The organism is Pseudomonas sp. GD03842, assembly GCF_029841165.1.
Taxonomy (GTDB): Bacteria; Pseudomonadota; Gammaproteobacteria; order Pseudomonadales; family Pseudomonadaceae; genus Aquipseudomonas.
In genome coordinates this window covers 106,424-128,916 of record NZ_JAOCEA010000001.1, presented here as the reverse complement: position 1 = coordinate 128,916, position 22,493 = coordinate 106,424, and the positions used below count along the sequence as shown (strand labels likewise).

At 55.7% G+C, this 22,493-nt stretch carries 17 protein-coding genes and 1 pseudogene; 6 read left to right on the top strand and 12 right to left on the bottom strand.

The genetic code is table 11. The annotated features are described in order from the left end of the window. Nucleotides 1-47 precede the first annotated feature (47 nt). The 4 genes from N5D61_RS00645 to N5D61_RS00630 form a co-directional block, all read right to left on the bottom strand. A complete protein-coding gene (locus tag N5D61_RS00645) occupies nt 48-749 on the bottom strand; it encodes a TetR/AcrR family transcriptional regulator (protein ID WP_279890120.1) in 702 nt (233 codons plus the stop codon). A 137-nt stretch (nt 750-886) separates the two neighbouring features. Next, the gene (locus N5D61_RS00640; protein ID WP_279890119.1) at nt 887-1,588 is read right to left on the bottom strand and encodes an RES family NAD+ phosphorylase; all 702 of its coding nucleotides are present in this window, start codon (nt 1,586-1,588) and stop codon (nt 887-889) included. Further along, nucleotides 1,582-1,986: a hypothetical protein gene (locus N5D61_RS00635; protein WP_279890117.1), complete on the bottom strand. Its 405-nt coding sequence runs from the start codon at nt 1,984-1,986 to the stop codon at nt 1,582-1,584. The genes N5D61_RS00640 and N5D61_RS00635 overlap by 7 nt, the downstream gene beginning before the upstream one ends. 73 nt (nt 1,987-2,059) lie before the next feature. Beyond that, nucleotides 2,060-2,785 carry a GntR family transcriptional regulator gene (locus N5D61_RS00630; protein ID WP_279890116.1) on the bottom strand — a complete coding sequence of 242 codons (726 nt, stop codon included), beginning with the start codon at nt 2,783-2,785 and terminating at the stop codon, nt 2,060-2,062. Between the two features lie 160 nt (nt 2,786-2,945). Between N5D61_RS00630 and N5D61_RS00625 the strand changes: the two genes are divergently transcribed. Both N5D61_RS00625 and N5D61_RS00620 read left to right on the top strand, forming a co-directional pair. After that, complete coding sequence (locus N5D61_RS00625) at nt 2,946-4,157, top strand: aminotransferase class V-fold PLP-dependent enzyme (protein WP_279890115.1); 1,212 nt, start codon at nt 2,946-2,948, stop codon at nt 4,155-4,157. A gap of 105 nt (nt 4,158-4,262) precedes the next feature. Beyond that, complete coding sequence (locus N5D61_RS00620; RefSeq protein WP_279890114.1) at nt 4,263-5,570, top strand: MFS transporter; 1,308 nt, start codon at nt 4,263-4,265, stop codon at nt 5,568-5,570. A 62-nt stretch (nt 5,571-5,632) separates the two neighbouring features. On the opposite strand, the gene N5D61_RS00615 is transcribed toward N5D61_RS00620, so the two are convergent. From N5D61_RS00615 to N5D61_RS00605, 3 genes are all read right to left on the bottom strand, one after another. Next, nucleotides 5,633-5,959, bottom strand: coding sequence for a hypothetical protein (locus tag N5D61_RS00615; protein ID WP_279890113.1), 327 nt, complete (start codon nt 5,957-5,959; stop codon nt 5,633-5,635). A gap of 264 nt (nt 5,960-6,223) precedes the next feature. Then, nucleotides 6,224-6,502: a DUF2790 domain-containing protein gene (locus N5D61_RS00610; protein ID WP_279890112.1), complete on the bottom strand. Its 279-nt coding sequence runs from the start codon at nt 6,500-6,502 to the stop codon at nt 6,224-6,226. A gap of 266 nt (nt 6,503-6,768) precedes the next feature. Then, nucleotides 6,769-7,590: an NADPH-dependent oxidoreductase gene (locus N5D61_RS00605; RefSeq protein WP_279890110.1), complete on the bottom strand. Its 822-nt coding sequence runs from the start codon at nt 7,588-7,590 to the stop codon at nt 6,769-6,771. Nucleotides 7,591-7,823: 233 nt separating this feature from the next. Between N5D61_RS00605 and N5D61_RS00600 the strand changes: the two are divergent. The 3 genes and pseudogenes from N5D61_RS00600 (at nt 7,824) to N5D61_RS00590 (ending at nt 12,865) form a co-directional block, all read left to right on the top strand. Continuing rightward, nucleotides 7,824-9,080 (top strand): annotated as a pseudogene (locus N5D61_RS00600) (IS3 family transposase). 239 nt (nt 9,081-9,319) lie between these two features. After that, nucleotides 9,320-10,747, top strand: coding sequence for a site-specific integrase (locus tag N5D61_RS00595; protein ID WP_279890108.1), 1,428 nt, complete (start codon nt 9,320-9,322; stop codon nt 10,745-10,747). Between the two features lie 111 nt (nt 10,748-10,858). Further along, entirely contained in the window at nt 10,859-12,865 is a 2,007-nt protein-coding gene (locus tag N5D61_RS00590) for an ATP-binding protein (protein ID WP_279890107.1), read from the top strand. A gap of 58 nt (nt 12,866-12,923) precedes the next feature. On the opposite strand, the gene N5D61_RS00585 is transcribed toward N5D61_RS00590, so the two are convergent. Continuing rightward, nucleotides 12,924-14,594: a DNA cytosine methyltransferase gene (locus N5D61_RS00585; protein WP_279890106.1), complete on the bottom strand. Its 1,671-nt coding sequence runs from the start codon at nt 14,592-14,594 to the stop codon at nt 12,924-12,926. Between N5D61_RS00585 and N5D61_RS00580 the strand changes: the two genes are divergently transcribed. Further along, nucleotides 14,587-15,066: a very short patch repair endonuclease gene (locus tag N5D61_RS00580; RefSeq protein ID WP_347881569.1), complete on the top strand. Its 480-nt coding sequence runs from the start codon at nt 14,587-14,589 to the stop codon at nt 15,064-15,066. The two genes, N5D61_RS00585 and N5D61_RS00580, sit on opposite strands and share 8 nt — an antisense overlap. 21 nt (nt 15,067-15,087) lie before the next feature. On the opposite strand, the gene N5D61_RS00575 is transcribed toward N5D61_RS00580, so the two are convergent. The 4 genes from N5D61_RS00575 to N5D61_RS00560 are packed head-to-tail and all read right to left on the bottom strand — an operon-like array spanning nt 15,088 to nt 22,326. After that, complete coding sequence (locus tag N5D61_RS00575) at nt 15,088-17,151, bottom strand: AIPR family protein (protein WP_058164607.1); 2,064 nt, start codon at nt 17,149-17,151, stop codon at nt 15,088-15,090. Further along, a complete protein-coding gene (locus N5D61_RS00570) occupies nt 17,144-18,115 on the bottom strand; it encodes a PD-(D/E)XK motif protein (protein ID WP_279890101.1) in 972 nt (323 codons plus the stop codon). Before N5D61_RS00570 ends, N5D61_RS00575 begins: the two co-directional genes overlap by 8 nt. After that, on the bottom strand, nt 18,102-20,855 hold the full coding sequence (locus N5D61_RS00565; protein WP_279890099.1) for a Z1 domain-containing protein: 2,754 nt from the start codon (nt 20,853-20,855) through the stop codon (nt 18,102-18,104). Before N5D61_RS00565 ends, N5D61_RS00570 begins: the two co-directional genes overlap by 14 nt. Further along, nucleotides 20,845-22,326 carry an ATP-binding protein gene (locus tag N5D61_RS00560; protein WP_279890097.1) on the bottom strand — a complete coding sequence of 494 codons (1,482 nt, stop codon included), beginning with the start codon at nt 22,324-22,326 and terminating at the stop codon, nt 20,845-20,847. The genes N5D61_RS00565 and N5D61_RS00560 overlap by 11 nt, the downstream gene beginning before the upstream one ends. Nucleotides 22,327-22,493: the final 167 nt, after the last annotated feature.

Below are 22,493 nucleotides of genomic sequence, written 5' to 3'. Positions count from 1 at the left end.
CTGGTGAACCTATCGCCACTTTGGTGCTTTTTCCGCGCGTGGCGGGGTCAGGCCGACATTCCACCCACCACGAAACTGGTCACTTGCTGAATGAGCGACTGCCAGTCTTCCGGGTTGTACTGACCGTCCGGTAGGCGCTCTTCCATCCGGTGGCTGTCCGAAAACGCATACAGGTAGGTACCGACCATCAAGGTAATGCGCCAATTGGCGTCCAGATCGGTCAGGCCCGGCACCGCCTCCTTGAGCGCGTCGACATACCGCTGGGTCGAGGTGCCATAGGCCTTGTCTCGCAATGCGTAGGAAATATTTGGTGGTTCAGTGTGAAGTCGCGCCTGCAGTCGCAAGAAGTGGCGACCTTGAACCGAGGTGCGCAGTACCACGGTCGGCAGCAGAAACGCCTCCACGATTGCGCGCACGCTGGGGGTCTGCCCTTGCGCCTGAAGGGTATCGAGGTTTTTCAGGCGCTCATCGGAAATCGCACTCCCTCGACGCAGAAACACCTCTTCGAACAGCCCGTATTTGGAACCGAAATAATAACTGATGAGCGCCTGGGTCACGTTGGCGTGCTGCGACACCTCGCGCATCGTCGTGCCGGCGTACCCCAGGTTGGCAAACATTTCTTCGGCCGCGTCGAGTATCCCGTCTCGCAAATTGCTGGCGCCTTCTGGACGCCCCGGTCCCTTCTTGCCGGTCTTGCCCTTCCCTTCGAGGGAAGCGGCCTTACCACGACGGCCCGTAATGGTCTGCATGAATGAAGATTACCTTGTGATCCCTTGTTTTCGCGGGAGGCGCCCAAGTGCGCCGCCTCGACGGACGAGTGAGATAAATTAATTGATTAGCTCTTTAATTCCTAGCAGCGTTCGTGCCACTCAGGATGAAAGAAGCCTTAGGCGCCTGTCGCGCCGGAGAGACGATTGACGCTTGTGATGCGCCCATTCCAGATCATTTCGTAATGCGCGCTTTGATGGATGGAAACCACGTGGCGCGGCGTCAACAGCGCCCAACAATAATTACCTGGCGAACGCACGGAATGGTAGCGCAGCCCGGCGACGCCCTTGCGTCTCAACGCAGCGCCCAAGGAATGGGAAGCCGAGTAGTCGTCGGGGGCGTAGATGGGATCGGACAATGGAACCCCAGTGACATCGACGCATCCCGTCTCCCGGAAGCGGCATGACAGGCCGCGGAAGACAAACCGCTCATAATTGAGATCGTCCACCCCTGACCAATAACGCTGCTGGTGATGCCTGACTTCGGCGATGGCGGTTTCCACGGCATCGGCGAGGTAAAGCACGCCGAAGGCACCGCTGCTGAAACGCGACCCGCTCGGATTGACATGGGTGAAGGGCGCGGTCGCGTAGGCACAGCCGGGGATGCCGAAGGGAATGTCCTGCCGTGGGATCAGCTCCAGCCTGCCCACTTCGTTGAGCAAGCGAGGGTTGGTCAGCGCCTGAATCTGATAAAGGGTTTCGAATTCGTCAGCGTCGGCCACGTCGTTGAACAAGTTGATAGGCGGGTACTTGGAGTTGACCAGGCGCCAGGCGTGCTGTTTTTCATCTGGCAACTCAGGCAACGATTCCGGCGTCACCATTGGGCGCCCCGCAGGGCATCGATCCGCCGGAAGGTTTCGTACAGGGACGTCATGTCCCCTTGTGCCATCACCTCCAGCGGAGAGCGGCCGTTGAAAAACTCGTTGTGATTGGCCATCGCCGGGAAGCCGTACACATTGTCCGGGTTATCGAACAACGTGCGCAGCGCTGCATGGATGTTGAGGACGAAACTGACCCGGTGCAGTTGATCCAGATCCAGCGTCACCGACCAGCCGGCATCGTCCTGACGGGCCCGGGTGTACGTGCTGCGGGATATACGTAGCACCCAGCAAGCCTGTTCGCTGGACGCTTTCCATTTGTCGAGCACGCGCAGCGCCGCACGCAGGCCCACCACACCTTGCGTGCGGGAAAGTGCCTGAGTGGTGAGGGCAGCTGTCATCGCGAAATCTCCTAATTGACTCTGTAGAGCCAACTATAGGCCTTTTGCCTCTATAGATGCAAACGGCGGTGACTTAGCGACGCACCGAGTGCGCAGGTTCACTCTCGTCGCGCACCATCAGCATGAGCGCGTCGCGTTTTTCCAGCAGATGATGGCGCAGGATGCCGCTCAGCCGTTTGCCATCCCGAGCCTCGAGTGCCTCGATCATCTCTTCGTGATCGTGCAGGGCCCGCTCCCATTTGGGAGCCTGTTGATTGGAGAGGAAACGTAAGGCCTGGATACGGCGGTTCAGCGACAGGTACACCTGACGCAGTGCCGTGTTGCGTGCCGCCTGGTTGATGAGGTCGTGGATCGCCCGGTTACGCTGATAGTAACCCGGCAAATCGTTCTGGTTCTTGCTGACGACCATTGCGTAGTGAAGCGCCTTGATTTCATCGAGTTCTTCGGCGGTGATGCGATCGCAGGCCAGTTCACCGGCAAAGGCCTCGATGCCACTCATCAGCTCGAAGGTTTCACGGATCTCCAACTCCGACATGCGGGCCACTGTAGCGCCACGGTTAGGGTTGATCTCGATCAACCCCTCCACGGCGAGCACCTTGAGCGCTTCACGCAACGGCGTTCGCGATATGCCAAGGGTCTCGCACAGCTCCCTCTCGTTGAGCTTGGTGCCGGGTGCCAACACCCCTTCCGTGATGAACGTACGCAAGTGCTCGACCACCACATCATGCAGACGCTGACGCTCGACCTTGAGCAGCGGACGCGCGTTCTCGGGCCCTGCAAATACTTCGACGTTTTGCATACAAAATCCTCTACCAGCGCGTGTGCGTTCCACGCCTTATACCGTAAACACCCAGGAATGACCGGATATTAGCTCATTTGAGCCGTTTGACACAGGTAGACCCAGTGCTAAGGTATTTTGCATTCAAAAAACAAAAGACAAAAACCCACAGGAGTTACCCATGCTGAAGCTCGACTACCACCCTGCCGGCCGCCACTTCTTGCAGATCCCCGGCCCCAGTCCGGTTCCGGACCGCATCCTGCGCGCGATGAGCTACCCCACCATCGATCACCGGGGCCCTGAGTTTGGCGAATTGGGGCTCAAGGTGCTCTCCGGCATCAAGCAGGTTTTCAAGACTCAGCATCCTGTCATTATCTACCCAGCCTCTGGCACCGGGGCGTGGGAAGCGGCCCTGTGCAACACCTTGAGCCCCGGGGATGAAGTACTCATGTTCGAGACCGGCCATTTCGCCACGTTGTGGCAGAAGATGGCGCTGAGCCTGGGCCTCAAACCGCATTTCATTGGCAAGCCCGGGGTCGAAGGCTGGCGAGGCGGAGTCGATGCCCACATGATCGAAGCGCACCTAAGGTCCGACAGCGGTCATCGCCTCAAAGCCGTATGCGTGGTCCACAACGAAACCAGCACCGGGGTCACGTCCGACATCGCAGCCGTGCGCAAGGCCATCGACGCCGCAGGCCATCCTGCTCTGCTGCTGGTGGACACCATATCCGGCCTGGCCTGCGCCGATTATCGGCATGATGAGTGGGGTGTGGATGTCACGGTGTCCGGCTCGCAGAAAGGCTTGATGCTGCCCCCCGGCATCAGTTTCAACGCGCTCTCGCCCAAAGCCATCGACGCCAGCAAAAGCGCGAAACTGCCGCGCAGCTTTTGGGGCTGGGACGACATCATCGAGATGAACAAGAGCGGCTATTGGCCTTACACGCCCAACACCAACCTGCTTTACGGGCTGTCCGAGGCACTGGACATGATTCTGGGCGAAGGGCTGGACAACGTGTTCGCTCGCCATGATCGCCTCGCCCAGGCGTGCCGTACTGCCGTCAATGCCTGGGGCCTGCCGATCCAGTGTGCGGATCCGAGCGTTTACAGTCCGGTCCTGACAGGTGTGATGACCCCTGAAGGCGTGGATGCCGATCAGGTTCGAAAGCTCATTTATGAACGGTTTGACATGTCGTTGGGCACCGGCCTGGGTAAGGTCAAGGGGCGCATGTTCCGTATCGGCCACTTGGGAGACTGCAATGACCTGACACTGATGGCCACGCTCACCGGCTGCGAAATGGGCCTGCAACTGGCGGGGGTGACGCTGCAATCGAGTGGCGTGCTGGCCGCGATGGATTACCTGGGAGGCCAAGCCGTACCGCTTCGACGCGCATGACCCGACCGGCACTGCGTCCCCAGGTGCAGTGCCCTGCTCCCTTTACACGCACTATCCCGAACGCTCGCCCCCTTGGCGAGAACAATAAGAAACTGGAGATAGAACATGAAGCTGTCAAGCCTGCGCCCCACTGCGGTGGTGCTCTTCATGCTGTGCGCCATGTACTTCATCACCTACTTGGACCGCGTTAACGTCAGCACTGCGGCGGTCGGATTCGGTGCTGAGTTCAACCTCACCAAGACCCAGATCGGCCTGGTGTTTTCTGCCTTTGCTTACCCTTACCTCGTGTTTCAAATCATCGGTGGCTGGGTCAGCGACCGTTTTGGCGCCAAGCGAACGCTTGTCGTGTGCGGCCTGGTCTGGGCCGGTGCGACAGTACTGACGGGGCTCGCTGGCGGTTTCGTATCACTGCTGATTGCGCGGGTTCTGCTCGGCCTGGGTGAAGGGGCGACGTTTCCCGCTGCGACGGCAGCGATGTCGCGGTGGGTGGCCAAGGATCAGCGCGGCTTCGCTCAAGGCATCACCCACGCCTTTGCACGCCTGGGCAACGCGCTGGCACCCGCCGCGATGATTGCCGTCATGGCCGCTTATGGCTGGCGCGAGTCGTTCTATGTGTGCGCCGCCATCAGCTTTGTCTGGGTCATGCTGTGGATGCTGGTGTTCACGGAACACCCCAAAGACCACCCGCGCATCACCCGCCAGGAACTGGACGCCCTGCCCCCGCTCAAACCCAAGAGCCGCGTCGCGTTGCCCTGGGGGCGACTGTTCAAGCGCATGGCCCCCGTGACCACCGTCTACTTCTGCTACGGCTGGACACTTTGGCTGCTGCTCAGTTGGGTGCCCATGTACTTCATGAACATGGGGCTCGACCTGAAAAACACGGCGATCTTTTCCTCCACCGTGTTCTTCGGCGGCGTGGTGGGCGACACACTGGGAGGCATTGTCAGCGACCGGATCTACAAACGCACCGGGGATCTGAACAAGGCCCGCAGCCGCATGGTGGCCGTCTGTTTGTCCCTGACACTGATGGCGCTCATCCCACTGATGTTCACCCATGACATGTACGTGTCGTTGGCGTGCCTGGCGGTGGCCTTCTTCTTTTCGGAAATGACCATTGGCCCGATGTGGGCGATCCCGATGGACATCGCGCCAGATCACTGCGGCACGGCCAGCGGAATGATGAACACAGGCTCGGCAATGGCTGCGATCGTCAGCCCGGTTGCGGCAGGCCTGTTGATTGACCAGTTTGGCAACTGGCAATTGCCATTTCTGGTCAGCATCGTGTTGCTGGCGATTGGCGTCCTGCTGTCGTTCCGCATGCGCCCGCAAAACCGCTTTGAATACGGCAGCGCTATCCAAGGGGCGCCAGCAAAGAAGCCGGATGCGCCAAGTGCGATAATCACCGGCAAATAAACCGAATGCCCGTTCGCATGAGGCTCTTCAACGATAGCGGAATGGGCCGAAGGCCTGCCGACTCACGCGCAATCTTTGGCGGCCTGCCCGAATCCAGTGGTCAACAGGCTGCGCTCATAGATGAAGATTTTGCCGCCGGCAGGCGCTTTGTACGCCTCGATGACGTTGTCAGCCGCCACCGTACTGGACACGACAATCCGGTAATGGCGTTGGGGCTGAGACAAGGTCGGGCTCATCGAGCGACCTTGTAATTTTGGCACCAGGCACGCCGTGAACTGCTCAGGCGTTTTTGTGGTTTCCAAGGTGAGGGTCGGTTCATTGGGCGCCGAAGCACAGCCCGTCAACAACATGAAAGCGGCCAAGGTAATGGGGGTCATCAGTGTGCGCATGGTCAAGTCCTGTCAAAAATGCTGCGCGTTGGGCAGCGCTTGAATGCAGGGCATTGTCCGGATTGTGCGTCACAGGGGAAGTTGTAACGACTGATGCTCACTATCGATACAAGCAATGAGTCAGGTCTGGCCATGTCCAAACCCAGCAGATTAAAGCTCGTGGGAAACGGGCAAAGAAGATCAAGTACAACAAATAAAAAACGCTGCACTCTCATGCAGCGTTTTTTATTCATCATTTTCTATCATACCGATAGTACTCACACATTAACCATTCTGACGGCCGTAGCCTTGAGTGGTGTATTCCAGGTTGTGCGAGACGCCGGCACTGTCGACATAGGTCATTTGGCTTTTGACCAGGCCATCGACTTTTTCTGGATCCTGTGCGGTCTTGACGCTGATGACCTTGGCGACGTCCAGGCCTTTGTGGCGGTTGTACTGTTCAACCTGGGTGAGAGGTTGAGCGGTTGCAGAGTTGGCAGCCAGCTCGCTGGCTGAAGCGAAGACGCTGAAGAACGAGAGAGCAGCAAAGGCAACGTATTTCATTTTAAATCTCCAGAAGGGTTTGAACGGTATCGAGCAAAGCGGGTTTTCGTTTGCTTCTGGAATGAATTCTTATGGATTTTTTATCGGAGGGTAAATACTTGTTGTCGATAGGAAAGATTAGTGGCATCAATACCTAGGATTATCTTATTTATCGCAATACTCTTTATCCAAACTAATACTGAATAAGGACGTAACTAAGCGGGCTGAAATGATGGGCAAAGCAGCAGCACGCAAGGCGCTCATTGAGGCCTTGCGTCGCTCTCCGTTCAACGCAGACCGAAGCCCAGCCGCTTCAGCTCATCGACCAGGTGCTCGCGGCCGTTCAAGCTGGCCACACCGCGCAACCGGGCGATGACCTGCTCCGACCACCCTGCTGCCTTGAGACCTTCCTGCCGGTAAAACGCCCCGAGGCGCGCGTCGTACTGCTCGATCGCCGACGCCTCGTGCGTCACCGAGTATTTCTCGTGATGCAGCACGGCTGCCTGAGGAAGACGCGGTTTGACCTGCGCAGGGCGCTCGACGGACGGGTGGCCCACGCACAATCCGAACACGGGATACACCTGCGGCGGGAGGTCCAGCTCTTGGGCGACGGCTTCGATGTCGTTGCGGATGGCGCCAATGTACACACTGCCCAGCCCCAACGACTCAAGCGCCACGACCGCGTTCTGCGCAGCCAGCGCCGCGTCGATGGTCCCCAACAGTAGACTCTCGATGTAAGGCAGCGCTTCAAGCTCCACCTGCTGACGCGCCCCCAGGCGGGCAACCCGTGAAAGATCTGCCAACCACACCAGAAACAGAGGCGCTTGGTGGATATGCGCCTGATTCCCCGCAAACCCGGCCAACCGGGCCTTGCGCGCCTTGTCCTGAACCGCCACCACACTCCACACCTGCAGGTTCGAGGAACTGGCCGCCGACTGCGCCGCAGCGATCAAGGCCTCGATCGTCCCCTCCGGCAGCGGCGCCTCGGAGAAAGAACGGACACTGCGATGATTCAGCAGCTCATCGAGCACAGGACCCCAATTATTTGGCACCTCGATGTCGGGCTGACCATAGCGGGTGGCAAGACGGTGTTGCGTGATGTCTGTCATAAGGAACGTCCAGGATATCCAGAAAAGGTGAATCGACGCTGACCATAGTGGCAGCGCGGTTCGCTTCGATCTACAGGATTTACCAGGCCGCAGGGCACCACCCCCTCGCGTAACCAGGGCGGTACGATTGATCGCGCAAAAAAAAGCCCAACCTGAAGAGGTTGGGCTTTTTTGAAATATGTGTCCCGCCCTGAATAAGGTTTACCCCTTCAGACCTTTCCTCAGGAGGAACCATGGATTCGGGAAAAAGGCGCAGTCAGCGTGATTACACGCTGAGCTTTAAATTGGCGGTCGTCGATCAGGTCGAGAAAAGGCGAGTTGAGTTATAAAGAGGCTCAACGGCGTTGCGGGATTCAGCGGCGTTCGACTGTGCTGGTGTGGTTACGCAAGCATGGGCGCCAAGACTGGAGCCAAGGCGCCTCCATTCGTGCCCAGAGGAGCCAACCAATGACGATCCGAAGCTGCCGCTGACCCCAGAGCAGCGAATCAAGGAGCTTGAAGAAAAGCTCGCCCTTGTCAATCAGAAAGCCCAGTTCTTCGAAGCCGTGGTTGACGTGCTGAAGAATGATTACGGTGTTTCAGTCGTAAAAAAGCGATCCGGCAAGTCCTCTCCCAAGGGCAAATCCAAGGTCTGAGCATCGTCAGGGCTTGCCAATTTCTGGGCATATCCCGGCAGGCTTACTACAAGCGAAACCGGGTCTACGACATGCACGCCAGCCACGCCCAGAAAGTACTGGGGTTTGTACTGGAAACCCGACTTCAGATGCCGCGGCTGGGCACGCGTAAACTACTTGGTCTGATGCAAGGCGAGCCTGAACTGGCGCGGACGGTGGGACGGGATCAGCTATTCGACGTCCTCAGAGACAACCGTCAACTGATTGCGCGCAAGCGCGCCTACCACAAGACCACTGACAGCCATCATCGCTTCCGGCGTCATCCCAACAGATTAAAACCTGGCCCCGACCAAGTGACAGCCACCGGTCCCCAGCAGGTCTGGGTGGCAGACATCACCTACTTGCCCACCCAGCAAAGCGTCGCGTATGTGAGCCTGGCGACCGATGCTTACTCTCGAAAAATAGGTGGTCATCACGTGCATGAGACCTTGCATGCCGACTCGGTTGCCCAGGCGATGCGCAAGGCATTGAGGGGTAGAAAAACAGGTCAGGTGCTTGTGCATCACTCAGATCGTGGCTCGCAATACTGCTCGGATCTGTATCAGAAGCTGCACGCCAGGCATGGGGTGAGCTGTTCGATGACGGATGGTTATGACTGCTACCAGAACGCGCTGGCAGAGCGGGTGAACGGCATATTGAAGACAGAGTTTCTGCTGCATCGCCCGAGAGACCTTGCCGAAGCCAAGCGTATGGTCGACGAACCGGTGGATATTCATAACCGCAAGCGGCCACCTCAGGCCTTGAAATACAAAGCGCCCGATGCGGTGCATCGAGCGCTTTGAGGGCGAAACAGGCGTAAACCTATTTCAGGACTAGACAATGGTCGGGACGGAGTGATTCGAACACTCGACCCCTTGCATCCCTTGCGCTTATCTAGTGGATTTCCATGGAAGTCCATGGACGCTATCGGAACGCCTAAATCCTAGTAAATACGGGGCATACAGGCTATATTGGCATCCATTACGATCCACCAGCATCCACCGACAGCCAAGCGATTCGATGGGGCAAAAGTGGGGCAAAATTCCAGGACGACCGAATCAGGCAAGGGGTAGGAAGTGGCAAAACTGACGGCGAAGCAATTGGAAGCGCTTACCTCGGCCGATGACGGCAAGACATCGCGTGAAGACGGCGGCCTGGTCGCTAAAGTTCGAGCCGGCGTGCGCGGCGTGACGGTACTGTTTCGCTACGAGTTCAAACTGGATGGAGCCAAGCGCGATCACCGCCTAGGCAGTTGGCCCAAGAAATCGCTGGCGCAGATCCGCGCCGAGCGCGACGAAGTCAGAGCGATCGTCACCAAGGGCATCGATCCCACCACTGCCCGCAAGGCCGCCAAGATCGAAGCCCAGGCCGCCATCGCCGCCACCATTGCCGAAGCCGAGCGCCAGGCTGCGGAAAACAAGACGGTCGCCGCCCTTTTCGAAGAGTGGATGCACGACGGCGTATTCCGCCAGGACGGCAACGCCGAACTGCGCCGCAGCTTCACCAAGGACGTACTGCCCCTCATTGGCAAGAAGCCGCTGCGCAACCTCACCGAGAAAGACCTGCTCGCCGTCCTGCGCTCGGTCAAGGCCCGCGGCCTGAACCGCACCGTCGTGATCCGCAACAACGACATCGGCCAGATGCTGCGCTGGGCCGATAAGCGCAAACCCTGGCGCGGCCTGATGGCCGATGGCAACCCGGCCGACCTGGTAGACGTCAACAAACTCCTCGACCACGACTACCAGGAACAGCGCGACCGCCTCCTCTCCCCCGATGAAATCCGCGAACTACGCGACATCTTCGCCCGCCTCGAACGCGACTACGACGCCCTCCCCGCCGGCCAGAAATACTCCGGCATCCGCCCGGTCAACCCACGCGTCCAATGCGCAGTGTGGATCTGCCTCAGCACCCTCTGCCGCATCGGCGAACTGCTCAAATCCGAATGGCGCCACGTCGATCTGGAAAAAGGCACCTGGTTCATCCCAGCCGAAGCCACCAAAGGGCACAAGGGCAAGCGCCAGGATCACTATGTGTTCCTGTCACCATTCGCACTGAACCAGTTCAAGCGCCTAAGGGAAGAAACCGGGCATACACCGTTCTGCTTCCCGAGCAAGGACGAGAACAACCACGTCGATACCAAGACGGTCAGCAAACTGATCGGCGATCGGCAGTGCCGTTTCAAGAACCGCAGCAAGCCCCTCACAGGTCGCCACCATGACGACTCACTGGTGCTGAGCAAAGGCACCAAGGGTGAATGGACACCGCATGACTTGCGGCGCACTGGAGCGACGATGATGCAGGAGCTGGGTGTCACGCTGGAGATCATTGATCGCTGCCAGAACCATCTGCTGGGCGGATCGAAGGTTCGTCGGCACTACCTGCATCACGACTACGCCAAGGAGAAAACCGAGGCTTGGAGGCTACTGGGTGAGCAAATTGAAGCTATTCTAAGCGCAGGCTGTTCTGAGGCGCTGCCACGGCAATACGCAACAGATAAAACGTAAGTATACTAGCTTTCCTCGGAGAATAGTTTCGCGCATTCACCCTGTCTTGACTTCCCCTTTTTACCTTGAAAGATTTCAGGCAAAACGTGAACATCATTAGCAGAAGGGTAAATGTCTTTTATCATGAAAGAAAGTCTACCTAAGGTTGCCACCATGTCTTTTCCACCTTTCGATCCTCTCGAGTTCAAAAGCACCAAAGTAAACGACGCAGCCTTTGGAGCTTTAAAAAGAGAGATCAACAACATCTTGAGCTCCTATGTCGGCTGGTACGACCCCTTTTGTGAACTAATTCAAAATTCCTTAGACGCCGTTGAAGCAAGACGACAACTGGAGCTAGCGTCAGGCGACTCGGATAGCTACGAGCCAACCGTTAGCATATTGATCAATCTTGACGACAACATGCTGTCAGTAAGCGATAATGGCATTGGGCTCGATGAGCAAAAATTTCAGCAGTTCCTCGCCCCTAATTTCTCCTTCAAGTCAGGAAATACTCGAGGCCACAAAGGTGTAGGCGCCACATATATTGCCTATGGCTTCAACTACATGAGAGTAGCCACTAAAGTTCCTGGATTCGCTGCATCAGGAAGAATTGTGAATGCAAGAAACTGGCTGAGCTCCAATATAAGTGGGGGAAATCCAAAAGTAGAACCAGATAACTCGGCCAGCCCGGACAGCATCTACGACTCCTTTGACAGAGGCGTTTCGATCGCAGTACGCTTTGACTCCTCGACCCATCCAAAACAACTGAGCTGGCAACAAGCCACCGACGCTTCTACTTGGCAGAAAATTTTATATATAAAAACCGGCCTTGGAGCAGTAGTAGCAGATGCAGACATCAAGGTTATAGTCACCGCAGTACACAAGAGCAAGTCAACCCAAAAAGAAGTCAAAGGAACAAAATATCCATGGCTATATGAATCCTCTTCTAAGAAAGCCTCATTCAATGAGCTACTGAAAGCTCAAGATGAGCTTTACAAGAAATTCGGGCCTGGAAGAAAAATGCCTGACAAATTCTCTAATCTAGATTTTATCTTCGAGAACTGGGACTCAGAAAGACTGAAGCAGCTACTGGGCCCTTCACTAGATACAGAAGAGCTAGATATTATTGAAAGACACAAGCCCCATGTATTCGTGGAGTTTGGCTATACCGCCAAGCTATGGACCTCATTCAATGACTCACTCGCCACCCGTACAAAAGCTCTATCGAGCGGCATCCAGATGGCCGCCAACAACATGCCTCAAGGAGAGGTCATTCAAGTCCCACTGACAAGAAGTATCGGTCGGCAGAACCAAGTTCATTTTCTGATACACTTCCAAGATTACACACCTGATTTAGGGCGGAAGGGCTTTCATCGCGAACTTACTGATTTCGCAAAAAGTGTTGCGCGCCAGATCGTCGAAAACCATCTAGCCAAACTCAGACTGCGCTTAAAAGCAAACACTGGAAGTGCGCCAGACTTAGTTCGTGAACTAGAGATTGACGAGTGGAAGCAAAAGATGATTCAACACGAAAGCACTCAACCTTTAATACTAAAAAGCAAGCATTTTTTCTTGCCAATCGAGCGAATATCTATTACGTCAGCCCCTACTCGTGAGCAAGATGTAATCGCACTTTTTCATCAACTCATAGCCGGTGGTGTCATCCGCGGGCTAAACATGATGTCTACGAACGAACGCTTTACTTATGATGGACTTTTCAAGATCGCATTCGACCTGCCGCAGGAGCTATATATATACAATCAAGAACAGAACCCTTTAGGCGTCACCGAAATTACCGCAAAGGGCCTTAGCGGCAGAGTAACCACGCCGAGAGTTCTTGAGTATAAATTTTCTCTCGATGGTTTAATTGAAGATTTTGACAGTCAAGACAAGAACATCAAAGATGTGGATCTCTGCGTCGCATGGGAAACTGGTGATCTGTATAAAGAAAAGTACAGCATAATTTCTCTTCTAATTCCCGAGAACTCAGACCAGCGACAATATCATGGAGTCACCCACTACCTCGCTGATCTCGAAAACGGCGCTAAGCACTGCGACTTAATAATCTTAGGTGAATTGATTGATTTTTTAAACAACGGCGAGGCATCCACAGAGAACCAACGAATCAAATACGAGTAACAATAAGCACATTGAAAATCTGCCGATCGCCCACATCGGCAGATTTCTTCATAAATTTTTAATCGCCTACCACGTCCCCCCACACGCAAGAAAAATTGCTAGACTTCTCTTTTGATGCCTTTTCACACACAGCATTGAAAACAATCCCCGCAATTTTATTTGCCAGAAGCGGAGGCACCGCATTACCTACCTGCTGAAATTGCTGAGTTCTATTTCCTTGGAAAAAGTAGTTATCGGGAAAAGTTTGTATCCTAGCGGCTTCACGGACAGTCAGGCTACGGCACTGTTTTGGATCATAATGGATAAAATAGTGCCCATCTTTTGAAATATGACTAGTGATGGTTGTAGCAGGCTGATTCGCCAGTTGAACTCGAAACCTGTCGCTGAACTTTCCAGTTTCCCAGTTCTTGTGTGCCGGAGCCAACCCCTTCAGAGAAAACTGCTGATGCCCTTTAGGAGACACCCCATGAGCTCGGGCAAACAGACTTGCAAATATATAGCGACGTAGATCCGAAGGCATATGTCCGCGCGCATCATGGTTCAGCCAATAGTCCAAGTCGTCATCCAGATACCACTCATCCAAAGAAGAAAGGCCCGTCCTTCCATCTTTTCCGACTCGGGCAACCCGGATATCTCCAACATCAATCGAAGCGGACAGTAGACCGCTTCTGACAATATCCATCTCTGAAGCCAGTTTCGGATCAGCTCTCTCATCGAGTTCTGATCTCAGCTCGTCCAGCTGATCTGCAACCACTCGGTACCAGGCTTCATTTCCATCACGCTGCCGGGTCAGTCGGCTACGCAGCATCGGGAGGTCGTCCAGAACCTGTTTGACCACTACCTTCTCCTCCGCCTTTGCCAGCAGCGCATGGGATGGAATGCTGCCCTCCTCATCCAGAGCTATGCCGAGGAGAATCACTCGATGCCTAGCTTGAGGAATCCCGTGCTCCTCTGCCCTGATGACGAAAGCATGAGGATCTACCTGCTCGACATCATCCCCTGGACCATAGGTTTGCCCGCTCACGAGCGAACAGATGCGGTACTTGATGCCGGGCTCGGCATCTCCGAGAGCCTTGTTGGGATCTGAGAGATCTTTCAGTATCTGGGAGAAGATTCTCTCCCCTCCCACTTTGGACGAAAGAATACCCTTCACATTCTCCATGACGAAGACTGCAGGCTTTCTCTCCTTGATGATTCTCAGATATTCCTTGTAGAGGAAATGGCGATCATCCTCTTCGGCACTATAGTTTGCCTTTGCCTGATTACGCGCACGGCCGACAACCGAATAGGCTTGGCAGGGCGGACCACCTATCAGTACCCAGGGTCGACTGCTGTCAAGCCGTACATCGAGGATCTCATCAAGCTCTCGATCTCCCTCCTTCGTGCCAAGCGTTATGCATCGTGCCTCTGCCTCTGCCTCTTTCCACTCGGCTTTGCTCGCATCCGAGTAGGGCCGATCCGTAGTACCGTTGCAAAAACTGTAGTAGTCGATCAGCCGCTTCGGATTCTTTGTTTTCAGAAGACGGTAGAATGCCCTCAGTCTGAGGGTTTGCCATGCCGCAAGATCCTTTTCGGCAGACACGACGATCTCGAACTGCTTGCCATCCCCAGAAGCCGAAAACCCCTCACCCAACCCCCCCGGCCCTGCGAAGAGATCGACGACCTGAATTGGCCTGGGAAGCACTGCCACAGCATCAATAGCTGTATGCTCCCTGAAAATCATGTTCATCTGGATTTCTGTCATGGATGTAGTCAGCAAAGAAGTCAGGTCTCGCATGATGGCCGGGATTCGCGGTAGCGACACGTTGCCGGAAATGAAGGTTCGGCGACTGTTGCATAGGCACGGCTTCAGGTATCGCTTGCATCCGCGGGAGCTTCCGGGCAGACCCGATGTGGTTCTCCCCCGCTACCGCGTCTGCATATTCATTCACGGGTGTTTCTGGCACAGGCATCCAGGGTGCAGGTATACCACTACCCCGTCCACTCGAGAGGGCTTCTGGCGTCTGAAATTCGAGCAGAACGTGAAACGGGATCTCAGAAACCGGAACGAACTGTTGCAACTTGGATGGCGCGTCATCGAGCTCTGGGAATGTGGAACACGCCGTCCGGAAACGGACATGCACTGGTTGCTGGAAACGATCCCGGATTGTAATCAAAAATTCGTGGCCTGGCCCGAATTTCCCGATACTGCCCCTTCCTGACAGAGGCGGCTCGCGCGGGCTTTAGTATTCGATTTCCAGTCGCTCCAGCAGATATTTCAGCGCGCCCTTCTCCCCCTTCGAGAGGCTGGTGAGACGCCCAGCCGCAAGCTTCTTGAGCGCATCCATGTTCTTGGGCGAAGCAGCCCCGCTCTGTCGGGCCTGCTCCATGATCTCGACTGCTCTGTCAGCCAGACCGAAAAGGGCAATATCGAAATCGATCTCCTGATTCCTGATCGCTTCCCGCTGCCCCTGCCTTGTTTCGTCTGCGTATTCCTGCAGAGAAACCCCATACTGCTTCACGGCGGAGCCGGGTAACCCCACCCTCCCCTTGACATACTGCGCCCAGCAGAACTCCCGCTTGGCGAACTCGGATACGTTTCGCACGCTTTCCGGAGGCGACTTGAGAATTTCGGACACTCTCCAGGCCTCCACGAACATCCAGTCCAGGAGAGTCCGAGGAACCTCTTGCTCCCGCCAGATCCTGTCCAGATCGATCTGAAGCTCTGCAGCCCGAAACCCCTCGGCACATGCCGCAATCGTGTAGGTAACTATCTGGGCCTTGTAGCCACGGTCACTGCGATACCATTCCGATTTCTGCACAATCTCATCGAGCCGGAGAAAAAGCAGAGCCTTGGCCACGGCCCGGCGAAACCACGTCTCTGTGATCTTCGAAGCATCATCGAGCCCAGCAAGCACTGATGTAAACCTGCTGAAGCATTTCTGAGCCCCTTCACTGACATGATGGGGCTTGCCTTCAAAAGACAACTCGTATTTGGCCAAGTCGGTCTTGGTCAGTAGCTGGGATTTCGGATAGGTCAGTTCCAGCCTGCTGCGCTCGGCCTTCGACTTGTAGGCAAAGAGATTCTTGTACTGCCCCCGGGCACGCTCGTAGAACCATTTGCTGCTGTGCAGGGATCCAGCCCTCTGTGGCACAGATACGTCCTTGGAGAGACGCTCGATCCTGATCTGAACCGGGCTGTTGGAGGCCAGATCGGCAAGGGAAACCTTGTTCTGGGTGTTCGCATATTCGGAGATGCAGGGAACCACCTCCTCGAGACGCCCCTCATCGACAACCGACAGTTTGACCTGAACGTATACCTGATCGAGATCCCGCCCCAGCCCATCTCTGGCGTATAGCAGGGAGGCTGTAGTCTGGCCACCATTGACGATCTGGAAATCCCTGATATGGGAGATGGCCGGCCCACCTTCTTCCAGTCTACGGATATCGACCGATGAAGCCGTGGCAGTGATTCCGTTGTTGTAGGCGAAGAACATTCCGGGTTCTTCGGCAATGGTTCGCAGAATGCCCTTGTTGACACTGGTTCTCGCCTGCAGATAACTCCTTACATTCTGCTCCAGCAGGCGATTGCCGAAAGCTGCAAATACCTTCGCCAGTGCGCTGCCAGACATGGCAAACAGATAACTCTGATAGCTCTCAGCTCCGGTCGATACAGGCAGACATTCGATCGCCCCACCAAAGTCCTCATCGAAGTCAATCTCAACCGGCTCGCCACCGACGGACGAGATTCTTGCATAGCGCTCGAGATCCAAGACGTTGACGTGCAATGTCACCGAACCGACATCCCGGGTCTCGAAGAGACTCTTGCGGACACGGAGATGACAGTTGGTGAAGAGAATGACGCGCAGGCGCCTGATTCTGCTGCCGTACTGCTGAATCAGTGCCGCAAGCTGATATGCAGGGCTGGCCTCCTCCAGACTGGCCAGGAACTTCTGGCTCATGGCCGCCTTGAAGAACCGCTCGACACCATCGACGGCCCTGTCCACATCCCGGCTGTTGACGGCAGGCATATCCGCCTCCTGCCGATAGTCGCAGACTGCGAGATAGAGATCGCCGGCCTCGGAGCTGTCATCACTGAGCATACCCAGTGCGTACCCATCGACACGGTATCCTCCAGAACCTTCCTTCAGCACCGGACAATAGTCCATGTCCGGTGTATCCCCATTTTCTGCAGCCAGAGTCGAATAGATCCGGAAGAACTCGGTGATCTGCAATTCGTGACCGGCAACGCTGCCTACACGCACCTCCTCGAGCAGCTCTTCGTACTCATCCTGGAGATCAGCCATCGATCAACATCTCCAGTTCCATCTGATCTATCCGGTAGTCGTCTATGGCTTCGCAAGCGATGTCGTACTTCACTCGAACGATCCCGTCAGGAACGGTAGAAGGGACTAGCCGCGGAAACCCCTCGGCAACACGATAGACCCGTACGGCGTCCAGGTTGAACGCTTCACTGACATAGCCGGCGTCATGCTGATATCCAACGAGGAACAACTTCCGCTGGAACTCCATCAGACCAGAATGGGTACCAGAAAGCCGGAAGGATATGTCCGCCACGAGCGACGCCAGACTGACTCCACTTTCCGAAACGGTGAATCGGTGCAGAGCAACGCAGCGCTCTCGTCCATCACCGTCAAGCTGTTCCAGCGAGGACACCCTGATCATGAACGGCTGGGTCGAAAGCTGCGACTTGACTTCTATACGAACGTTGTTGAGGCCGATATCGTTGGTATCACCATCCGGCCCTCGCCACCCGCGGGTGACCACCTCTGGAGCAACCTCACAAACGTCGATCAACCACTTCACCAGACAGAGCTCACCGAGCAGGCCGAGCCGCTCCCTGAACGACATTTCCCGCGATCGCCCTCGGCGCAGCAGGTCTGCCCAGCGATTCAGCCGTACGGCGAATATGTTCGCGGCTCCGGCAGGGCTTTCCGATCGCGAAGAGGCATCCGCGAGGTCGGCACACATGATCGAAAAGAGATCCTTCAACTGATGGTCTGTTAGGCAGAGCACAAGGCGGTGCCCCCCGTCGATCTCGCAGTGACGAACGGCCACATTCTCGAACTCCGGCAAGTTCGAGCCATTCAGCTCCGATGCGCTGGACTCCAGAATGAATTCTCGCTCGCCTGCACTGGAGTAGCTGATGAACAGATCGAGGAGATGATCCGGACAAACCCTGAAGCGCCCGGCGCCTCGGCCGAGATGTGCGATCTCGTCCCACTTGGCAATGAAGTCATTCGTCACCATCAAGATCCTCGTCCGACTCTGTCTCCTGACGTTGCCGCTCCATCATCTGAGCCAGACGCTTGGTCACCGCATATTCGCGCGGCTGTGGAGCCACACCCGTGTCTGGAAATGCCAGACTGATCGACACGACAGGCCTGCCAGCCTCGAAGTCGAGCTTCTTGCTCTTCTCGTCGGATTTCTTCAGCCTGAAATCCAGCAGATGTATCAACAGGAGAGGCCGTGTTCTGGCCATCAGGTACTGCATCTCTGGGCTGAAATCCGGAAATTCGCTCTCTATTTTTGCAATCTGCTCACGCAGTTCCTCTCTTTCGCCATACTGAAGGTCGGTTCTTGCAGCATCTGCGACAACGTTCTTTGCCGTTATCTTCACGACATTGGGGTCATCCGATTTGGAAACCCCGGAATGTCGTACTCGACAGTAGATATTCTTCACCCCCCCTCGCCCGAACGGAAAATCTATTCCCGGCTCACCAGTTCGCCGGAACGGGATCGCAATGTCCCATAGTGCCAGTTCGCCGCTGGCACGATCAGCAATGTAGTCCGATGTGAGACTTCGGCCTTCGTATCCCAAAGCAAAATGCAGTTGCGGAAGCTTGAACTCTCGAAGCAGCTCCTGAACCAGAGCAACGCCAACGCCCTTCCAGACCAGAGCGCCATCATCTGACACCTCATGCTCAACCCAGCCTGTTCCAAGCTTCTCCACGAGGGACGTCACGGCAGCGAAATGCTCAGCATTGATGCTCCCGTCGTTGAACAGCTCGAACGCCTGAAGATGCTTGGTGGAAAGATCCACTGCCATCAGCACAGGCTTGGCGGCCCGCATCTTGTTCGCGGCGGTAATGGCTATACCTGTTGGACTTTGGCGGACCTTGAGACCGAACTCGTTAGGCGTGATCCCCATCCGCTCCATGCGAACAAGGTCCTCCCGCAGCTCTTCAACCGCGTTGCTTACCTCACGAAAGTCCCCCAGCATCTCGCCGGTAGCATGGATCCGACACAGTCGCTCATAGCCCGGCCGATAGCCGAACCAGCGCCCCATCTGCAGCAGTGTGTCAGCAGCACCGACATTCCTCAGTACGTATGATACCGCCAACCCCTCGAGAGTCAGTCCACGGGCCAGGGCCAGACCACCGACTGCAATCACATGCATGCCTGACTCGGGGGCTTTCGTATAGTCCAGACCACCGCCCTGCATGTTTACCAGCCGGACCTCGACAGGTGCCAGGCCACGCCGCAAGGCACCACGAACATCGTCCCAGTCGAAATCGCAGTGCTCCGCATATTCCTTTTCCCAGATCTCGTGCAGCCTTAAAAGCAGCCGCGAACTACCCCAGGAGCTGCTGGATGCCCAGGCATCAACAGCAGCCTTCAGATCCTGCAGCAGCAGGTAGATGAGATCGTGGATCTGGCGCTGAATGGCATTGAATCTGCTGACATTCACCAGCATCGAGGAATGCCTGCGGCTCTCGCCGGCAAGAACCCGAATGGCCCTGAATACAGTGTATTCGAGAACTGCATCCTCGAGACTTTCCGGCAGTTCACTGACCGGATCTCCGGACTTGTGGCTCAGTGGAAGCAGATCAAGGTAGTCGCCTGGTATTTCGCGGATGCAAGCCTCAAACAGCTCTCCGCCGTCGGAAAAGAGCTTCTCGGCGCCGATATAGTTTCCTGGCGGCTCAAGAGACTTGATGAAGTGCTCCGGAAAAAGGTCATCCTTAAGCATGCTGTCTTCGGTATCCGGATCGATGAAGATGTTGGCAAATGGCGTAGCCGTATAGCCAACGTAGGAAGAGCGCCGCGAACAGCTCAGCAATTCACGTATCCGAGCGTTGATGCGCGTGGTAACACCTGGATCCTTTGCGGTATTGACCGATGCATTGTCCGCTTCGTCATCGATCAGCAACATCGGCCCCTCGAGTTGCCCGTCCTGACGAAGCCCTCTCAACCAGTCGGCAAGACGAGCCAGAACCTTCTCGTTCTTCTTGGTAACAAACAGTATTGGATCAGCAAAATTGCCCTCTGTGGCACCGACACTTTTCGCCGTTTTCACACTGAAGTCAGCACTCTGCGTAGTCCCACAGAAGGGATGCCTTATCTCCCCTCCCTCCCCCTCAAGCCCCTTGAGAACATAGGAGACCGGATATATTTCCGAAACAAAATTGTCTCCGAGGGATGATTTTCCGACAAAAGTCTGATCCAGCCTGACCTGAGTCTGGTATCTCAGTGAATTGGTCAGCCCAGCGAGAACCACGATTATCCGATAACCTGCATCTGCCGCCTTGGCAATCAACGCGGAATAGTTCGTGGTCTTTCCCGACTGCACATGCCCCATGACCAGACCTCGGCGCCGCCAAGAGTCGCCCTCAAGAGGGTCACCCAGATATCCCAGAATCTCGTCGGTAACCTTGTCGACGGACTGGACGACCTGAACAGGCAGGATCGAATGATCCAGCCAGTACTTCTGCAGCCTGCGCCAGTAGTAGAAGTCGACTTCTCCCTTCCGCCCGGGGTACCACTCCTGGAAATCGGTCTTGAGAACGTGTCCCTCCCCCTGCTGGGTACCATATATCGTTTCCAGATGCCTGATCAGGCGACTCGCCAGCTCTTCATCAAGAATACTTGCAATAGCAGAAACTTCCTTCACATGTGTGTCCAGAAACCCCTGAGGTACTGGAAACCGCCCCTGAATCCGTCTGTCTATCTCCACTCGCAGAAAGCTCAAGCTAGCATCAAAGTCCATTCGACATCCTCCACTTCCTCGCCGTATTTTTACGAACATAGCTTTCCGTATAGGTCCATTGGCTTGCAAATGGCTCCATTACGGCAATGAACTTCAGAAAGCCCTCGATCTCCGGGGCACCATCACAGTCCTGCAGATAATTGATCATGCACTGGTCAACCAGCGACTCGAACTCCTCGACAGAGGTGGAACACTGATTCACCCCTGCTTCGGCATCTTTCAGAAACATGTCAGTCGGAAAATAGGACTCAAGCAGCCGGAGTACCGCATCGAAATCCGCAGAGAAGTCCGGCTGCCCCAAAAGCCGGGCCACCATTGGGTGCTCGCGGTTCACGCGATAACGAATCTGGCCGTTCTTTACGTATCGTCGCCAGACCGAATGGATCTCAAGCCGATCCAGAGCAACACCTTTATTGCGATGTACTCGAATCGAGCGTCGATTGAAACGCCTCACAACCTCCTGCAGTCTGCGCTTCAAGACTGCGGGTAGCTGAGCGTCAGACTTGTCCACAGTTATTCGCCAATCGGCATCCAGAGTATTCGGCAGATCCACCCGGACCCGCGTCAGTTGAGTGAGCTCCCCATGCGGCACCAGACGGAACCAGGTTCCGTAGATAATGAGGCGTCGATTCCGATATACATAGAACCCTTGATTTCGAACCATGCCCTCTGGCCCGCCCAGCTTCTCCTGGTCCTCGGTCGACAACTTGGAGAAATGAGGCAGTACATAGGGTTGAACCCTGATCTGCTCCCCACTGGGCATGACGATGTTCTCTGCATCCAGTGTCTGGGTTGCATCATGTGAGGTCATGAACGGGTCGATCGGGAAAAGCTGATTGCCATTGATGACTATCGTCAACCGTCGCTTGCCCTCACCGGCAAGGTAACGATGAAATATCAGGGAAAGTTTCTGAATGGCGTGGGCAATTGTGTGGGTAAGCGACTCGTCAACTGAAACACTGTGTTCCCGATCCAGAAGCCTGTCCGAGCGACTCCATATCACCTCGGTTCCCGAAGGGGTACCCGGCTTCCCGTCAAGCAAGTGCAGAGCCTCAGCTCCCTCCACGACATCCATGCTCCAGTCGTCGATATTATCGATATCCCAGCTTGCGGCAGTAATGGCGCTCTGCTGCCAGGAAACAACCGTCAAGATGCGTGCTTGGGAAAGCGATGCAGACTTGAGCCCCCATCCGAACCGGCCCAGATCCTCAGGCTCACGCTCTGCCTGAGGATTGGCACTGGCTGGGCGCATAGCGACGGTCAGGGTCTCCCTGTCCATACCGACACCGTCATCCCTGATCCTCACCTGCACATCATCCGGCTTCGGAATGAAGGTAATGTCCACCCGTTTCGCCCGTGCCTTGATGCTGTTATCTATCAGATCAGCCAGAGCTGCGGCCAAGTCGTAGCTACCAAAGCTTCTGGCGGTAGCCATAAGATCCTTGGCCAAAGGCGGATTCGGGATCCTCATGTCCTCTCCTAGATTCGAACTGCGTCCTAAGACTACAAGTCGACGACAACACTAGCCGGAACACACCGGCCTAGTAAACAAGTTCAAGAGCATAGTGCCATCACCTCGAGTCCCACTGTTCTCTATGAGCCGTGTCGATTCAGCACCGAGTAAGAGATGTCTAGACC